Origin of the sequence: Sulfurimonas sp. RIFOXYD2_FULL_34_21 (assembly GCF_001830805.1) — a bacterium.
Lineage (GTDB): Bacteria > Campylobacterota > Campylobacteria > Campylobacterales > Sulfurimonadaceae > Sulfurimonas.
Map to the genome: position 1 here is coordinate 54,029 of NZ_MICH01000014.1, position 15,522 is coordinate 69,550.

Below are 15,522 nucleotides of genomic sequence, written 5' to 3' on the forward strand. Positions count from 1 at the left end.
CCCTTTATATGCATCTTAAATATGTAGGACCGTTATACCCAAACATTCTTTTTATATCTTCTTTTAAACTCTCTTTTGTCGGTGCAAAAATCATAAAATTTTTAAAGATTTTCATCATTTGCACATCATCACTATCCATACAGTGACTTCTGCCGAGCTTCTCAAAGTAGTTATCGGCACCTACGCCGATTAGTTTAACATCCATTTTGTGTTCATTTAAATCATATCGTATCTGCTCATACGCTCTCATAATCAAAAACGGCACTTGTGAATAAACTATCGGCTTGAGACCGGCTAGATACATTCCTGCACTCATACTAATAGTTGCCTGTTCGCAAATTCCGGTGTTAAAAGTTCTCTCTTTATGATTGTTAAAAAAATCATCCAGTACAGCAAAACCCATATCTCCGACAAGAAGCGTCATCTTGTCATCTTTCGCAAAATAGTGATATATCTCACGCATAACTTCTTGTTTTGAAACTAATTTACTCATCATCACAACCTATTACATATCCATCTTGAGTCGGACATCTAAAGTGGTATGCAATTGAGTTCTCACACATTTCAATCCCTCTACCTTTAACGGTATCACATACTAAAATTGACAAAGTATTGTTTTTATCGTTGAAAAATTTATTCATAGCACTTTTTAAAAACTCTTCATTATGACCATCAACCCTATTAAAATTATCCGTATAAGCATTCAGAACTTTGGATAGTCTGTCATTATCAAGTCCTACATTTTCAACTCTATCCATAGCTTGAAGTCCGTTTGCATCAACAATTAAAAGCAGGTTGTCAAGCTCAAATCTATATGCTAGTGCAAGTGCTTCAAAGTTGCTTCCCTCTTGCATCTCTCCATCCCCTACTATACAAACAACTTTATTCTTTTTATTTTGCATTTTAAATGCTTGAGCTATACCTACTGCTATTGGCAGACCATGTCCCAAAGAACCGGTCGAAGCCTCTATCATATAGTCTAAATTTTGAGTCAAACACCCTTTTATGGACGCACTGCCGTAAAAAGTCTCTAACTCCTCTTTAGGCAAAAACCCGAGTTTATTTAAAATAACATAGTAAGCGTATGCGCCGTGCCCTTTGCTAAAAATGAGTCTGTCCCTTTTCTGGCTTTTTGCATCGTTTTTGTCATACTCTAAAAAATCTCGAAAAAGTACTATTAACATCTCAACAGTTGAAAGCGATGGAGCCAAATGTCCGGCTTGACTATTACAAGATAGTGCTATCGTCTCTTTTCGTATCTCTTGTGAACTCAACACCTATTTATCTCCCAAACATTCAAACCAATCTTTTGTAGCCTCTTTAATGCTATTTTCATCCCAAAGAGGAGCTTCTCTCCACAGCTCTATATTTTCAAGCATTATCTTTACCCCCTCTTCAAAACTAACCTTAGGATACCAGCCTAACTCTCTTTTAATCTTTCTAATATCTGCATAAGTACTATCAGGCTCACCCGGTCTTTTTGGTATATAAACCCTATCTCCGCCTAGTAAATCGACCAAATAGTTAATACTATAAGTGTTATCGCTTCCAACGTTAAAGATTTCATTCGTAAAGTTACTTTGGCTTGCCAAATAGCAAGCATCGACTATATCGGTCACATAAGTAAAATCTCTTGTCTGCTTTCCGTCTCCGACAATCGTTAAAGGTTTATCGTTAAGCAGTTGAGCCAAAAATACGCCAAATACGGCGCCGTATGCTCCGCTTGTTCTGTGTCTTACACCGTAAACGTTAAAAAATCTCATAGAAATTACCGGCATATCGTAAACCTTAGCCCAGTGCATAGCATACTGTTCGCCTACCGTTTTTGTATGTGCATAAGGGTACTCCGGTTTTATTGGACTTGATTCCGGAGTTGGATAGATTTCAGGGATTCCATAACATGAGCTAGAAGCCGCATAGATGAATTTTTTAAGATTTTTACTCTTTTTTGCAGCTTCTAAAACCTGCAATGTTCCGTCAACATTTGCTTTATGATACTTTAGAGGGTTGTTTATAGATGGAACTATATCAGCGAGTGCGGCATAGTGAAAAACATAATGAGCATCTTCAAAGTAAGGAGTTAAATCAACCTCATAATCCCCAATATCGACTTGAACAAACTCTATCTTGCCTTTATGGTGTTCAAGATTGTCCAATCTGCCGTTTGCAAGATTATCTATGACCGTAACCTTATAGTTTTTAGATACCAACAAATCAACCATGTGTGAGCCGATAAATCCAGCTCCTCCCGTAACAACTGCTTTTTGTTTTTTCATTTGCATCTCTTTTTAGATTTAAATTTCATTTTTTTATATAGTTTACTCATTAATTTCCTCTTGCAAAAGCTTTTGCAACTCCTCTTTATTTGGTAAGATTGTGAGGTACTTACTTGCATAAATTTGTCTATTCTCTTTTGGAAGTGTCATCTCAACAAGTGCCTTACTTTTATCTTTGCAAAGAATTATCCCAATAGTTAGATTTTCATCTTCTGTTTTTTCTACTCGGTCAAAATAGTTTACATACATCATCATCTGCCCAATATCTTGATCTTTTAACTCTCTTAGAGTCCAGCTATTTTGCATAGCTTCTATTTCATAAAAATTTCTTTCGTCTTCATGGTTTATTCTGGTAAGAAAAATATAATGCGACCAGCTAAGAGCAAATTTCCGAGACGCTGTCTCCGATTTTGAGTAAACCAAATAGAATTTTCGCATATTTTCTAAATTATCTACCGAAAAACCTTTACCAAACTCTATTGTGAGTTCATCTGAAAGATTTTTTATAAGTCCCGCTCCATACTCCGCTCTGCTATGCCCGTTTTGTTCCTCTTCAACAATTCTTTTTCCTATCTGCCAATAGGTTTCTGTCATTGTTGTGTTTATGGTTTGATAAACTCTATTTCTTGCATTTTGCAGCAGAGTTTTTATCTCTATATATAGAGTGCCATTTTTTTGAATATTAGCAGTTTGCGTTTTCATATAAAATTATCATGTTCTTGCGGATTTTTTAGTCTCCACAAATAGCGATTTACCTCATCCATTCTGCAATTAACCCTGCAGTTTTTTATGTCCAACTCATTTTGTACATAGTTGTAGGAGACTCTTCTTTTGTCTCCTTCCCAAATCTGCGAAAAACTGTTCTCATAAATATTTCCGTAGCAAAACTCATCCTTACCCAGATATGCGCTACAGCCGAATACTTTACCGTCTGCTGCAATGTAACCCCAAAAAAACGGTGTTGAGTGACATGTAGTATATGGCTGTTTTTTTTCAACATACTTTTTCATCGTATTTGCGCGAAATACTACGTTGAAATTCTCATCTGAAATTGCATTCAGCTCCTCTTCAAGATGAAGCATAGTAGCGTAGTCTATATCTTCGTATTTATGTGTTTTGCTTGAGAGATGTTGCGAATATGGTTTAATTACCAGATAATCAACTCCCATCTCTTTACATGTAAGGGCTAAAATTTTTGCTTCATCTTTGTTTTCAGGAAGCAAAAGCATCTGCACTCCGATTGTACATGTAAGGTTATTGGCCCTTCTATACTCAAGAGCATATTTTAGATTATCCGTAACTCTCTTGAAATCCATCTCTTTTGTTCTATGAATCTCGGCGTAACTTTTAGCTGTCCCCGCATTTAAACTCACTTTTATCCATGAGCAGTTTTCAATACATTTCTCGATATTTTTTTTGTTTAACGGAACAAAGTTTGTCGTTAAAGAGGTATCAATTCCTACTTTTTTACAATGCTCTACTATCAAATCCAAATCTTTAAAAAGAAGCGGTTCTCCCTCGCCTGCAAACATAACACTCTTTACACCGTTTTGAGCCATATTTGTAAGTGTGTTTTTTAGCGTATCAAACTCAAGCCCTACATTCTCATACCCCATATAATCAAGTGCGCAGAAGGTACATCTGTGGTTACATCCGCCATAAGGCGAAATCTCTACATAAACAGGGTAGATTTTTTTTAATCTCTCCCAATCATCTTTTGCTTCAAGCCATCTTGAAACTCTTATCGGGTGTAAACTTAGTTTATGCGAGTCAATGTTAAATTTATCACTCATTTTGTAAACTCTTTTGTATGGTATCTAAAATTTTATCTACAAACCTCACATAACTGTGCTCTTCTAGGAGCCTGCTAAAATCTTTCTCTTCTATTTTATTATTCATTAAAATATTTCGCAAATCTTCAAATGTTTTAAAATAGTACATAGCTTCGTCATACACAGGCTCATCACTTACACCTCTACGGTCATAGACAATTGGGATAGCTCCACAAGCAGTAGCTTCAAGCACTCTGTTTTGAAGTGCATAACTAAAATGCGGAGCAAAAGCAAACGCTGCACTATTATATACTTTAGCTATCTCTTCACCATATTTTAAAACTCCTTTATAGTATGGACGTACTGCTTCATAGCTATCCCATCCCCAGCCATAAACCTCTACTTCATAATCAGATTTTATACTACAAAGCCATAATACGCTCAAATCTCTAACTATATATGACATTACTCTTGTTTCTAAAAATGTTTTATTTATAGAAAATTTCTTAACTATCTCATCCATTTTTTCATTTGAAAAGCTTTCGCCATTTTGGAACAAGTTCATAATATAATCTATTACTTCCAAAACATTAATGCGATCTAAGTCTTCTCCGTGGTACGCACTTCCTATAAATACGATTTTTTTCTCTCTTTTAACAGTTTTATCAATTTTATATTTTGTACTGTCTATACAAAAATTTTGTCTTTGAAAAGGTATGCTTTTTTTCTCAAGCAACATGTCAAAAGCAGGCAGTAATGAAAAGATATAATCTCTATTCCTAATATACAAATCAGAGCTATCTACAAGATGTTCCATCGGGTCTTGAAACCAGACAAAATTAAAAACATCATTACCTAAAAATCGATTGTTTAAATGGTTGATATTTATTGTTACATGCGGCTTATATTCATATATTTTTTTAAAACATGTAATATCTTCCGTGCCTCTGTATAAATCAAATAAAACATCACAACCCTTCTCTTTTAAGGTGTCTGCTATACTTTTTGATACGAACTGCATTACCGTCGTTTGGTCGTTTGCCATAAGATAAAATCTGAGCGGCTCGCTAAAATCAAGTTTAAAGTTTTTTATTTCACTTAAGTATTTTGAATTTATTTGCACTCTGTACTGCTTTGCTTGTTCTATAGTCATATCAAAATGAGTTAAAATTTCCATTTTTACTTTAGACGAAATATCAAGTCCGGAAAAATCTATTATTTCAGGGATTCTCTCTCGCCCATAAACCAAACCCTCAAGCAGATTCTCTATGGGCAAATGAAAAAGGTTCGGCAAATCACTCTCTATCTTTTGCCCGTCATAGTAACAAGCTTGTAAATTATAAGCGACATCCACACCCCATCTGTTATGCTCACTTGCAACGCGAAGAGCCTCTTTGGAATCTAAAAAATATGTATCTTTGTACATTTATTTAATCTTTATATGTTATTTATTTAAGTAAAATACTACATATTCACTTAAATGGGTGTTATAAAAACCTGTTTAAATAATTTTTACCAAGTAGAATTTTAAATAAAGGAATATGCAAAATGGCAAATAGTTATCATGTACCGTATATTGATTTGGCAGCTCAATATGAATTCTACAAAGATGAGCTTCAAGATATACTTCTTAGGATTGCTTCTAGTGGACAGTTTATCCTTAGAAAAGAAGTCTCTGAACTAGAATCAAAGATTGCAGAGTATTTAAAAGTAAATTATGCGTTGGGTGTAAACAGCGGAACAGATGCATTATTTTTAAGTTTAAAAGCTGCAGGTATAAAAAGCGGCGACGAAATTATTACGGTATCGCATACTTTTATTGCAACGATTTCTACTATAGTTCATTGTGGTGCAAAACCTGTATTAGTAGATATAAATGACGATGGAAACATTGATGTAAATAAAATTGAAGATGCTATTACAAAAAAAACTAAAGCTATCATGGTTGTGCATATGAACGGTAAAATCTGTGATATGGATATGATTTTAGCACTCTCAAAAAAGCATAATCTGTTACTGTTTGAAGATGCGGCACAAGCTTTTGGCGCTTCTTATCATAATAAATTTGCAGGTACATTCGGTGTATGCGCCGGTTTTAGTTTTCACCCGATGAAAGTGCTCGGATGTATGGGAGATGGAGGGTTAATAACTACAAATGATGAGCATATATACAATCAATTACTACTCCTTAGGAATCATGGTCAAAAAACAAAATCAGAATTGGTTTTATATGGATATAACAGCCGTTTAGACAACCTGCAAGCAGCTATTTTATTATTTAGATTATCAAAATTTGAAGAGGAGCTAAAATCAAGAAGAGAAGTGGCAATGTACTATATTAAAAATCTATCTTCCTTGCCGCAGATAAAACTTCCGATTTTAGATGAGGATAACAGAAGAGATGTTCTATCTAGTTTTGTAATTCAAGCTAAAGATAGAGATGCTTTGCAGAAATTTCTTTTAGATAACAGCATTGAAGTAGCCGTGCACTGGAATACGCCAAACCATAAGCAAAGCCACTTGAAGTTAGATAATTTTAATTTAGAGATGACAGAAAAATACTCTAAAAATATTTTATCGTTGCCGATACACTCTTTTTTAGACAAAGAGCAGGCTGCTTTTGTAGTAAAAAAGATTATAGAATTTTATGAAAAATAGTAAAACTATATTATTAGTAGGTTCAGAAGGTTTTTTAGGCAGGCACTTAGGCAATTTGCTAAATAGTTTTGGGTATGACATTATAGGTATTGATATTCAAAATACGAGTAGTACAAAATACTTACACTTTATTAATAAAAATATGTTTGAGCTGCTCGCGGATGACATCTCTTTTTTAAAGAATATAGACTCATACGGATTGATTTACACAGCAGGCGTATCAAGAAATGGTATAGCTGCTTCTAGTCCAATAGAAGCATGTCATAATACTGCAACATCTCTTATTAAATTGCTTGAGCTTTTAAATGAAGTTTTACCTCCAAGTTGGATGATGATAACTAGTACAAGAGAGGTGGATATCCTTTTAAACGATGAAATTTCACTAATGGGAAAACAAAAAATATACTCTACTTTAAAGCTAACATCTGAACTCATGATGAAATCGTATCAAGAACATTGGAATATCCCATTAAAGATATTTAGGTTATCAGATATCTTTGGTATTGGTGATCACCACTCAAAAGTAATGCAAATATTTTTTAATAAAGCTATAAGAGATGAAGAGATATCTGTACAAAATGCAAATGTAAAATTGTTTTTAACAGAAGTAAGCGAGGTTTCATACATAATATATGAGCATGTTAAAACATTGTCATCAAGCAAGCAAACTTCATCAAGTGAATTAATAAAATTATGGAATGAAGAGTATTACATCTCTTTGCTTGAGCTAGCCTATTTAACTATAGAGTTTAATCAAAACAGCAAATCAAAAATTTTAACTAAGATTTCCAATAAACCGCTATATCCAATAAAAAATAGAATAAAACCATCACACATTAAAGTTTTATATGATATAAATAATAATCTTATTCAGGAGCATTACAACTCTTTATGTCATTAAACTTGTTAGGCTAAAATAATTATTTTTATACTGTCATCAAGCTTTTTTACCTTTTTTTCCATTACTTCTGGAAAATAGCTATTGGCAATAATACATAAATCACTCTTTGTGATTTTTACATCATCTAGTTTACATACCCTCAAGCCCATATAATCCGTATTATTGCGAGACGGATCATCATCAATAAATGATTTTATCTTTTTTACATATTGGCTGTTTTGTAATTTTTCAAATAAACCACGACCAAGAAAACCAACACCGTAGATAAAAATATTATCTGCATCATCTAATTTATCAATATTATTATTTAAATAATTATCAATAAATGCTGACAAAATACGAGATTTCATCGATTCTACATAATCAAAAAAAACACTCTCTTCTAAAGATGTAAAATTCCATTGAAATTTTGTCACATCAAAACTTTTTCTACTGGAATACTCTCTTAGTTCAGGCAACATTCCCCTTGAAAGTGCAATCTCCCATAGTTCTGTAGCAGGAAACGGAAATGAGTATGTCATAGCTGAATAGATCTTATTCTCAATAAGAAAATCTTCGGTCTCCCTTAAAGTATCCAGTGTTTCTCCAGGATAACCGACTATTACATAAGGCATCTGTTTTATATTATACTTTCTAAGTATTGCAAGATTTTTTGCCGTCTTTTCCAAAGATAGTTTTTTATTCATAGCTTTTAGCATATCTTTACTGCCTGATTCAATTCCGATTCCAACAGATTTACAACCTGCTTTTGATAGAAGCTCTGCAATCTCCTCATTTATTAAATCGATACGGCTTATTGCAGACCATTGAATATTTAAATTACTCTCTATTAATTTGTTACAAAACTCTATAACTCTGCGTGGTTTTACAAAGAAGAGATCATCTTGCATCATAAAAGTTTCACGCCCCAATTCGTTAACTACAACTAAAACTTCATTAAAAAGGTTATCTATCGACCTCTCTTTATACATATCTCCGTTAATTTTATAGCAGTAATTGCATCTATAAGGACAACCCCTGCTTGATAAAATCGGAAAATCTGACCATGGCGGCAAATACTGATATGTATCATATTCCATTAGTTTCCAATCAGGTGATGGAAGATCATCCATATCATCAGGAAAATATCCTATAACAACATTATGATGCTTTTTGTAGTAGTCTGGGTCGCAGTCAAGATTTCTTAATATATCAACAAACGCCATCTCTCCGGCACCTTTGACAACAACATCAACAGAACAATCTTCTAAGACCAAATCTGGCGTACTTGTCGGAAACGGTCCTCCTAAAACAATTTTAATATTTGGGAAAAGCTTCTTTATTTTATTAGTAAATTCAACACAAAACAGATAGTTTGATACAAATGCGCTTATACCCAAAACATCAATGGATTTATTTGATATTATATTGATAAGGTCGTCAATTCCATAGCCTTTGTGCTCCACATCAATTATATCGATATTATAATCGGTAAGCTTTTTAACGTTTGCAGCAATATATCCTAATCCAATAGGCATATGATCTGCGAGACCCTTGCTATCTTGAGGATCATTTGCTATTGCAGTCATAAGTAAAATATTCATCTTTTTCCTATTATCTTTATTGAAATTTATAGCGATTCTTTAATCCATCTAACCCGCTAACTTTTATTTTGACACTATCAATAATACTTTTCCACTCTACCATATAATTTAGCCACTCCTTTTTAGAGAGTAAATTAAACTCAAAAAAATTCTCATCCGCAAAGTTGCCTTGTATAGCGGCTAGGTTTATATTTATACCGAGATTGTCTGCAGCTTTTATTGCAATTGCGACTTCTGCTATATTTGACTTCATAACCGTATAATTCCACAAAACAAGATTTGAAATATTTAACTCTTTTTGTTTATTTGCCAGAATTATTAATGTATTCATAATTTTTTCATACTTTAGTTTATGTCTGATTTTATCAACAACCTCTTTTGATGCACCATCCATTGATACTATAAATTGGAACTTACCTGCTTGATGAATTATGCTATCTATTTTTTCATCATTTAACAATGAGCCGTTTGTAATTACTATCTGTGTTAAATTAGCATTACCTTTTTTTGAAATATCTATAATATCTGAAATAAAATCAGGATCTAAAAAAACTTCTCCGCCTTGCCATCTTAAAGAACAGAGATATCTACCTGCTTGTGCAATTTTTTCTTTAATAATTTCAGAATGTTTTAACTTGCTAGAGTGAGGCTGTCCACACATAATGCAATCGGCATTACATGTTAATATGTTTTGACAATCAAAAACAACCGGCTTATTGCTTATTTGTGCAAGATCTAAATTATAATCATCTATTGCCCTTAAGACATTAGTATATGACTCACTATCTGTTTTTAACTTCTCTAAATTTATATCTGGAAAAATTAGTTCCTCAACCGGGATATTTTTAGTTGCATGTTTATACTCTCCCCTAAGGTAAGGGCACTCTCTCTCACAACCTGCTTTTTCATATTCGCCTTTTAAAAAGTCCTCTCTTATCTCTTGTATTTTTTTAGTATTCCAAATCTCTTCTATTGAATATTTATCTAACGAACCTAAACGAATTCTATTTTGCGGACAAACGGTAGCATCTCCTGCAGCATTAACCCATAAATAAAACCAAGGGTGAATACACGGTCTGTTTGGAGTCTGGGTAATCTCAACAAGCGATTTTTTTTTCATAATTAACTCTTAGAAATTTTTTGCACTATATAAGGGGGTGATACGACAACATCAACTACTCCCTTTGCTAAGGAAGAAAGAGTATCTTTTTCATCATTGATAATAGGCTCTTCATGTGAATTAAATGATGTATTTATAAGTGCAGGACATCCTGTTTCTATATACCAAGCTTTTAATAAATTATATACAAACTCATTGCTATCTAGTGTCACAAACTGAGGACGAACCGTTTCATCAACATGTATCACAGCTTGCGCAACCTCTTTTAGTTTTGGCTTTGCATTAAAAGTCATTGTCATAAAATAACCTTTATCAAAACTATTTTTATCTTTAAACTCAACAAATTCACTAGCCAAATCAAGCATCATTACAGGGGCTAAAGGCATAAAGATATCACGCCCTAATTGTTTATTGATTCTTTTTATAATATTGCCATTTTGCGGTGACGCTAAAATTGAACGGTTTCCAAGCGCCCTAGGTCCAAATTCTGCTTGACCTTGAACTACGCCGACTGTTTTACCCTCTTTAAGCATCTCTACAACGGTAGCGTAAATATCATCAGGTTTGTAAGCCGTACAATCATAAGCTTTTAACTGATTTAATATATTTTGTGAATCTATCTTATATCCCAAATACATCGAATCTATCTTTTTAGAAGAAATCCTTTTCTCACTCCAAAGCCAAGCGTAACATCCCCCGACACATATACCGGCATCCCCCATGTTCGGATAGACAAAAACATCAAACTCTTTATCAATATTATAAATAGCCTGGTTTAGACTGATATTTGAAAACACACCCCCGGCAAGCGCTATATTTTTTATATTTGTTTTTTTTGCATAAAAACTAATAAGCTCCGTAACCATGTTCTCCAGATGATATTGCGTTGCCGATGCCAAATCTTCACGGCTGAATTCTCTTGCTTCTTCTTCTAATAAATCTGAATAGTTTGTGAAAAAAGGTTTATAATAATCCCCTAAATTTGTAACTACTTTTCCATTTTCTATATAAATCATTTTTTGAACAAAAGATAAAGCTTTAGTATAATCCCCAAATGCAGCGAGTCCAGTTACTTTTCCTTCATGCCTATTTGGAGTAAACCCGCATAGCTTTGTCATTCTTCCATAAAAATAACCAAAACTGCTCCAACTAGGCGCGGCGTAAAGTCCACGATAACCATCAGGAGATGCAATACCTATCGTAACTGAACTATAATCGCCTCTGCCATCGGCAGTTACAACAATTGCTTCTCTCATGCAAGAGGGAATATATGCAGATGCAATATGCGACATATGATGATTTACTCTTGTTATGGGGATATCTCTAAGAAAAAATACTTTTATATTGGATAAAAACTCTTCATAATTTTTTTGATCTACAGTCGTCTCCGTAATTACTCTTTCATGTTTAATTACTCCTGCTTTTGTACTAATATCTATGGCAAGTAATTCACTAATCCAATTGATTTTTTCCTCTTGTATCTCACAGCCGCTAGAAAAACCATAAACAACTCTATCTATTTTCTCTTTATCAATATTTGCATAACTAAGACACCACTCTAATGCATTGATAGGAAATGCAGTGTCAAGTTTTATTCGGCTAAACCTCTCCTCGTTTGCAGCACAAATTAACTCACTGTTTTTAAATAATGCCGCTCCGCTCTCTCCTGCGCAGCTTATGCCTACTATATACACTTTTGTTCCTTTTTAAATGTATTTAATATGTGCAATAACAATTCTAATCTTTTTGTAAAATCGGCACAACTATTATCTTCTATATAAACTTGTGTGTAAAAATTAAAAATAGGCTTTTTGCGAACTAATTCGTATAGCGTAATCAATTTATCTTCTAAATTATCACTGCCTATTACCTCATCCCAATTATTAAAGATATTTTGAATTTCATTAGCAATTTCATAATCTTTATTAAATTTAAAATCAGTTTGACACTCACCTTTATCAGGAAAATTAAACTTCTTAAACAATTCTATATTTTCATTGTTGAGATTAAAGTCAACTCTAAAGTTTTCATCATTATCGTTAAAATTATATTCAAAATCTTTATAGTTTATAAAAGTAGCTACACACTCAATATAAAATTGCCTAGGATGAAATGCTCCCCAAACAGGAGCAAACAAATCATCTAGCGCATCACCTTTGTATTGATCGGAGCTTAGGTGAGGGTATCTTATATTTAATAAATTCTCTATAACATGTAAATCTGTTTTTTTTGATATTTGACGTAAATTCTCAACTAACCATCTACTCCAACTTCCAAAGCGGTAAACCCTCAACCAAACATACGACTCTTTTACATGTAGTTTTGGAATTAATTGTCGTATGAAGTCACTTGGGGTTATTAAATGATGCCAAACACCAAAAAAAAGTACGATATCAATACTATTATCTTCAATTGGAATATTTTTTGTAATATCGCACTGTATTGATTTAATATTATGAATTCCGTTTAATCTACAATACTCTTGCATCCATAATACCTGTGATTTGCTTTGGTCTAAATGATAAATAAATTTTGCACCCATTTGAGATGCTACAATAGCTTGAAATCCGGTTCCTACATCTATAAGGACTCTATCTTTGAAAAAATCTTCCGTAAGATTTCTTAAATGTAATTCACTTAAAACTCTTTTTCTGTATTTCTTCAAAGTCTCATCTATATCTTTATAGACAATATATTTATGAACACTTTGTGAAAAAAACTCTTTATCATTCAAGTTCATCTATATCCCTTATAACTTTTGAGAGTCTATGAAACCATGTATGATTTTTCAGTACTTCTTCTCTTGCTCTTATGGCAATAGAGTTTAATTTTTCTTGACTTATTTTAAAGTTGTTACAATTATTTATATCAATTGAAACATAATCTTTATTCTCTTCAAAAATAGTTCCTATCCCGCCGAATTGGCTATCTTGTTCTGATTTTCTCACTAACACAGGCACTCCGGTCGCCATTGCATCAAATACTCTAAAATGTAGCCCTACTCCTTCATGAAGGACAATATTTGACTGATTAAAAACACTATTTATTTCACTTGGCGTATGCAGCTCTTTTTGATATAACCCTTCATATTGTGACCAGTTTTTCCAGTTTGCTCCGCCAAATATAGCTAATGGCTTTACATCTGCATTTTGCAGCAGCCAGTCTATAAAGTATGTTCGTCTTGCTTTTCTTATAATCCTGCAACCTATATCATATCTGAGTATCTTATCTCTAATTTCTATATCGTATAAATTTTTACTCTTGAACCAATCACTAACTTCTTCCATATAGGAGTCGTTATTTACTATCTTATCTTGACTAGCCCATTGTTGCTCAAAATTTTCTAAAATATCTAAAAATAATATTTTTTCATTCTTATCTTCATATACAGCTCTTTGGAGCAAATCCTCACTCCACGGATTTGGAATATGACCTAAAAAAACAGATTGGAAAACCTTTTTGCTATCTAAAACCGGATAGTAAACTTCAGAATCCGTTGCCGGCGGCAACCAGTCTATTTTACATTTATATAACGGTTTAAAATCTTTCATCCACTCCGTACTGAAAAAATAGACTATCTCACTTCCTTTTATCTCCTCAAGCCTTCTTCCCAATAAATCTACCAACCAACATACATGTAATACTTCTTTTGGAAAATTATTAATTTCACTTTTACAGCGATTCATTTCAAAAAAAACTTTGGGCTTGTTTGTATCAATAAAAGAGATTAGTTCATTGCTCTCTAAAAACCCACAGCCACCGACAACAGTATAGTTATGTACCTCAAAAGCTTTTTTCATAGACTCAAACAAACCTTCATAAAAAGATGTTTTTGATGGCATAAACAACGCTAGCGTAGTGTTAGCCACTTACTCTCTCTTTGATAATATTCAAATATCTTTTTACAAGATGTTTATAACTGTGTTGCTCTTTTGCATAATCGTATCTTTTATCTTTAGGCAAAGGTTTTTTTAAAATTTCCTCTAAATCTTTAATATGAAAAAATTCTATCGATTCTTCTAGTTTTTTGTCATATTCACTATCTAGGTCAGCCCTTGTATCAAGAACTAATGGTACCGTTTCACTACAAGCACACTCTAAAGTTCTCTGCATCAATACATACCCGCCTGGGCAAAATCCATATGTTGCACTGTTATAAATTTTTGATATATCTTCGCCGTATTCTACTTTACCCTTGAAATAAGATTTGACTTTATCATTTTTTTCCCATCCATATCCATATACTTCAATTTGATAATCTGTTTCAATGCTACACAGTTTTTCTACACAGTAATCTCTTGTAAGATAAGCATAAATATCTGCTATATATTGTTCACTCTTATTATACTTATTCATTAAGTAGCGTATATCACTATCGTTATGCTCTAAATTTTTTAAACAACTTTTTTCTTCAAATATTTTTAATGCATCTGCAAATACTTCATTAAAACTACTATCGTTTTTTAATTTCTCAATCCTAAAACTATATGAAGAACCTATAAATACTATTTTTTTCTCTTTTTTGATATCTTCTCTTTTTTTAAATCTTGTTTCATCTATACAAAATGGTTGATATTTAGATTCTATGCCTTTTATTCTTAAAAAATCTGCAAAATCCTTTATAAGGTGAAATATAAAATCTCTCTCTCTTAACTTTATATTTTCATCATTTTTTAATATCTCCATATAATCTTGAAACCAGACAAAATTAAAAACATCGTCACTCAAAAACTTATTATTTAAATGATTTATGTTTATCGTTACATGCGGCTTTAACTCATATATTTTTTTAAAACATGTAGCATCTTCGGTACCTCTATATAGGTCATACAAAACTTCATAGCCCATGTCTTTTAAAACGTCGGCTATGTTTTTTGATACGAACTGCATTACCGTCGTTTGGTCGTTTGCCATAAGATAAAATCTGAGCGGCTCGCTAAAATCAGGCTTGAAGTTTTTTATTTCGTTTAAATATTTTAAGTTTATTTGCACTCTGTACTGTTTTGCCTGTTCCATTGTTATATTAAAATGAGTTAAAATCTCCATTTTAACCTTAGACGAAATATCCAAGCCCGAAAAATCTATCTGAGAGGGGATTCTCTCTCGCCCATAAACCAAACCCTCAAGCAAATTCTCTATGGGCAAATGAAAAAGGTTCGGCAAATCACTCTCTATCTTTTGCCCGTCATAGTAACAAGCTTGTAAATTATAA

At 32.9% G+C, this 15,522-nt stretch carries 14 protein-coding genes; 2 read left to right on the forward strand and 12 right to left on the reverse strand.

Annotated elements, in window-relative coordinates:
* Window positions 1–4: 4 nt before the first annotated feature.
* The 6 genes from A2530_RS09800 to A2530_RS09825 are packed head-to-tail and all read right to left on the reverse strand — an operon-like array spanning window position 5 to window position 5,474.
* Window positions 5–493, reverse strand: coding sequence for a transketolase (locus tag A2530_RS09800; protein ID WP_294883644.1), 489 nt, complete (start codon window positions 491–493; stop codon window positions 5–7).
* Window positions 486–1,277, reverse strand: coding sequence for a 1-deoxy-D-xylulose-5-phosphate synthase N-terminal domain-containing protein (locus tag A2530_RS09805; protein WP_294883643.1), 792 nt, complete (start codon window positions 1,275–1,277; stop codon window positions 486–488). Before A2530_RS09805 ends, A2530_RS09800 begins: the two co-directional genes overlap by 8 nt.
* Window positions 1,278–2,276, reverse strand: a complete 999-nt coding sequence (locus tag A2530_RS09810) for an SDR family oxidoreductase (RefSeq protein ID WP_294883641.1) — start codon at window positions 2,274–2,276, stop codon at window positions 1,278–1,280. It abuts the gene before it with no gap.
* A 42-nt stretch (window positions 2,277–2,318) separates the two neighbouring features.
* Complete coding sequence (locus A2530_RS09815; protein ID WP_294883639.1) at window positions 2,319–2,978, reverse strand: PDDEXK nuclease domain-containing protein; 660 nt, start codon at window positions 2,976–2,978, stop codon at window positions 2,319–2,321.
* Window positions 2,975–4,069: a radical SAM protein gene (locus A2530_RS09820; protein ID WP_294883638.1), complete on the reverse strand. Its 1,095-nt coding sequence runs from the start codon at window positions 4,067–4,069 to the stop codon at window positions 2,975–2,977. Before A2530_RS09820 ends, A2530_RS09815 begins: the two co-directional genes overlap by 4 nt.
* The gene (locus A2530_RS09825; protein WP_294883636.1) at window positions 4,062–5,474 is read right to left on the reverse strand and encodes a glycosyltransferase; all 1,413 of its coding nucleotides are present in this window, start codon (window positions 5,472–5,474) and stop codon (window positions 4,062–4,064) included. Before A2530_RS09825 ends, A2530_RS09820 begins: the two co-directional genes overlap by 8 nt.
* A gap of 122 nt (window positions 5,475–5,596) precedes the next feature.
* Between A2530_RS09825 and A2530_RS09830 the strand changes: the two genes are divergently transcribed.
* Both A2530_RS09830 and A2530_RS09835 read left to right on the forward strand, forming a co-directional pair.
* The gene (locus tag A2530_RS09830) at window positions 5,597–6,706 is read left to right on the forward strand and encodes a DegT/DnrJ/EryC1/StrS aminotransferase family protein (RefSeq protein WP_294883634.1); all 1,110 of its coding nucleotides are present in this window, start codon (window positions 5,597–5,599) and stop codon (window positions 6,704–6,706) included.
* Window positions 6,696–7,607: an NAD-dependent epimerase/dehydratase family protein gene (locus A2530_RS09835; RefSeq protein WP_294883632.1), complete on the forward strand. Its 912-nt coding sequence runs from the start codon at window positions 6,696–6,698 to the stop codon at window positions 7,605–7,607. The genes A2530_RS09830 and A2530_RS09835 overlap by 11 nt, the downstream gene beginning before the upstream one ends.
* Before the next feature lie 5 nt (window positions 7,608–7,612).
* On the opposite strand, the gene A2530_RS09840 is transcribed toward A2530_RS09835, so the two are convergent.
* The 6 genes from A2530_RS09840 to A2530_RS09865 form a co-directional block, all read right to left on the reverse strand.
* Window positions 7,613–9,190: a radical SAM protein gene (locus tag A2530_RS09840; protein WP_294883631.1), complete on the reverse strand. Its 1,578-nt coding sequence runs from the start codon at window positions 9,188–9,190 to the stop codon at window positions 7,613–7,615.
* Between the two features lie 16 nt (window positions 9,191–9,206).
* Window positions 9,207–10,310: a radical SAM protein gene (locus tag A2530_RS09845; protein ID WP_294883629.1), complete on the reverse strand. Its 1,104-nt coding sequence runs from the start codon at window positions 10,308–10,310 to the stop codon at window positions 9,207–9,209.
* A 2-nt stretch (window positions 10,311–10,312) separates the two neighbouring features.
* Entirely contained in the window at window positions 10,313–12,004 is a 1,692-nt protein-coding gene (locus A2530_RS09850; RefSeq protein ID WP_294883628.1) for a carbamoyltransferase C-terminal domain-containing protein, read from the reverse strand.
* A complete protein-coding gene (locus A2530_RS09855; protein ID WP_294883626.1) occupies window positions 11,995–13,050 on the reverse strand; it encodes a methyltransferase domain-containing protein in 1,056 nt (351 codons plus the stop codon). The genes A2530_RS09850 and A2530_RS09855 overlap by 10 nt, the downstream gene beginning before the upstream one ends.
* The gene (locus A2530_RS09860) at window positions 13,037–14,179 is read right to left on the reverse strand and encodes a glycosyltransferase (protein WP_294883625.1); all 1,143 of its coding nucleotides are present in this window, start codon (window positions 14,177–14,179) and stop codon (window positions 13,037–13,039) included. The genes A2530_RS09855 and A2530_RS09860 overlap by 14 nt, the downstream gene beginning before the upstream one ends.
* Window positions 14,172–15,522: hypothetical protein (locus tag A2530_RS09865; RefSeq protein ID WP_294891512.1), on the reverse strand; the 1,351-nt coding region annotated here is incomplete at its 5' end. The genes A2530_RS09865 and A2530_RS09860, both read right to left, overlap by 8 nt.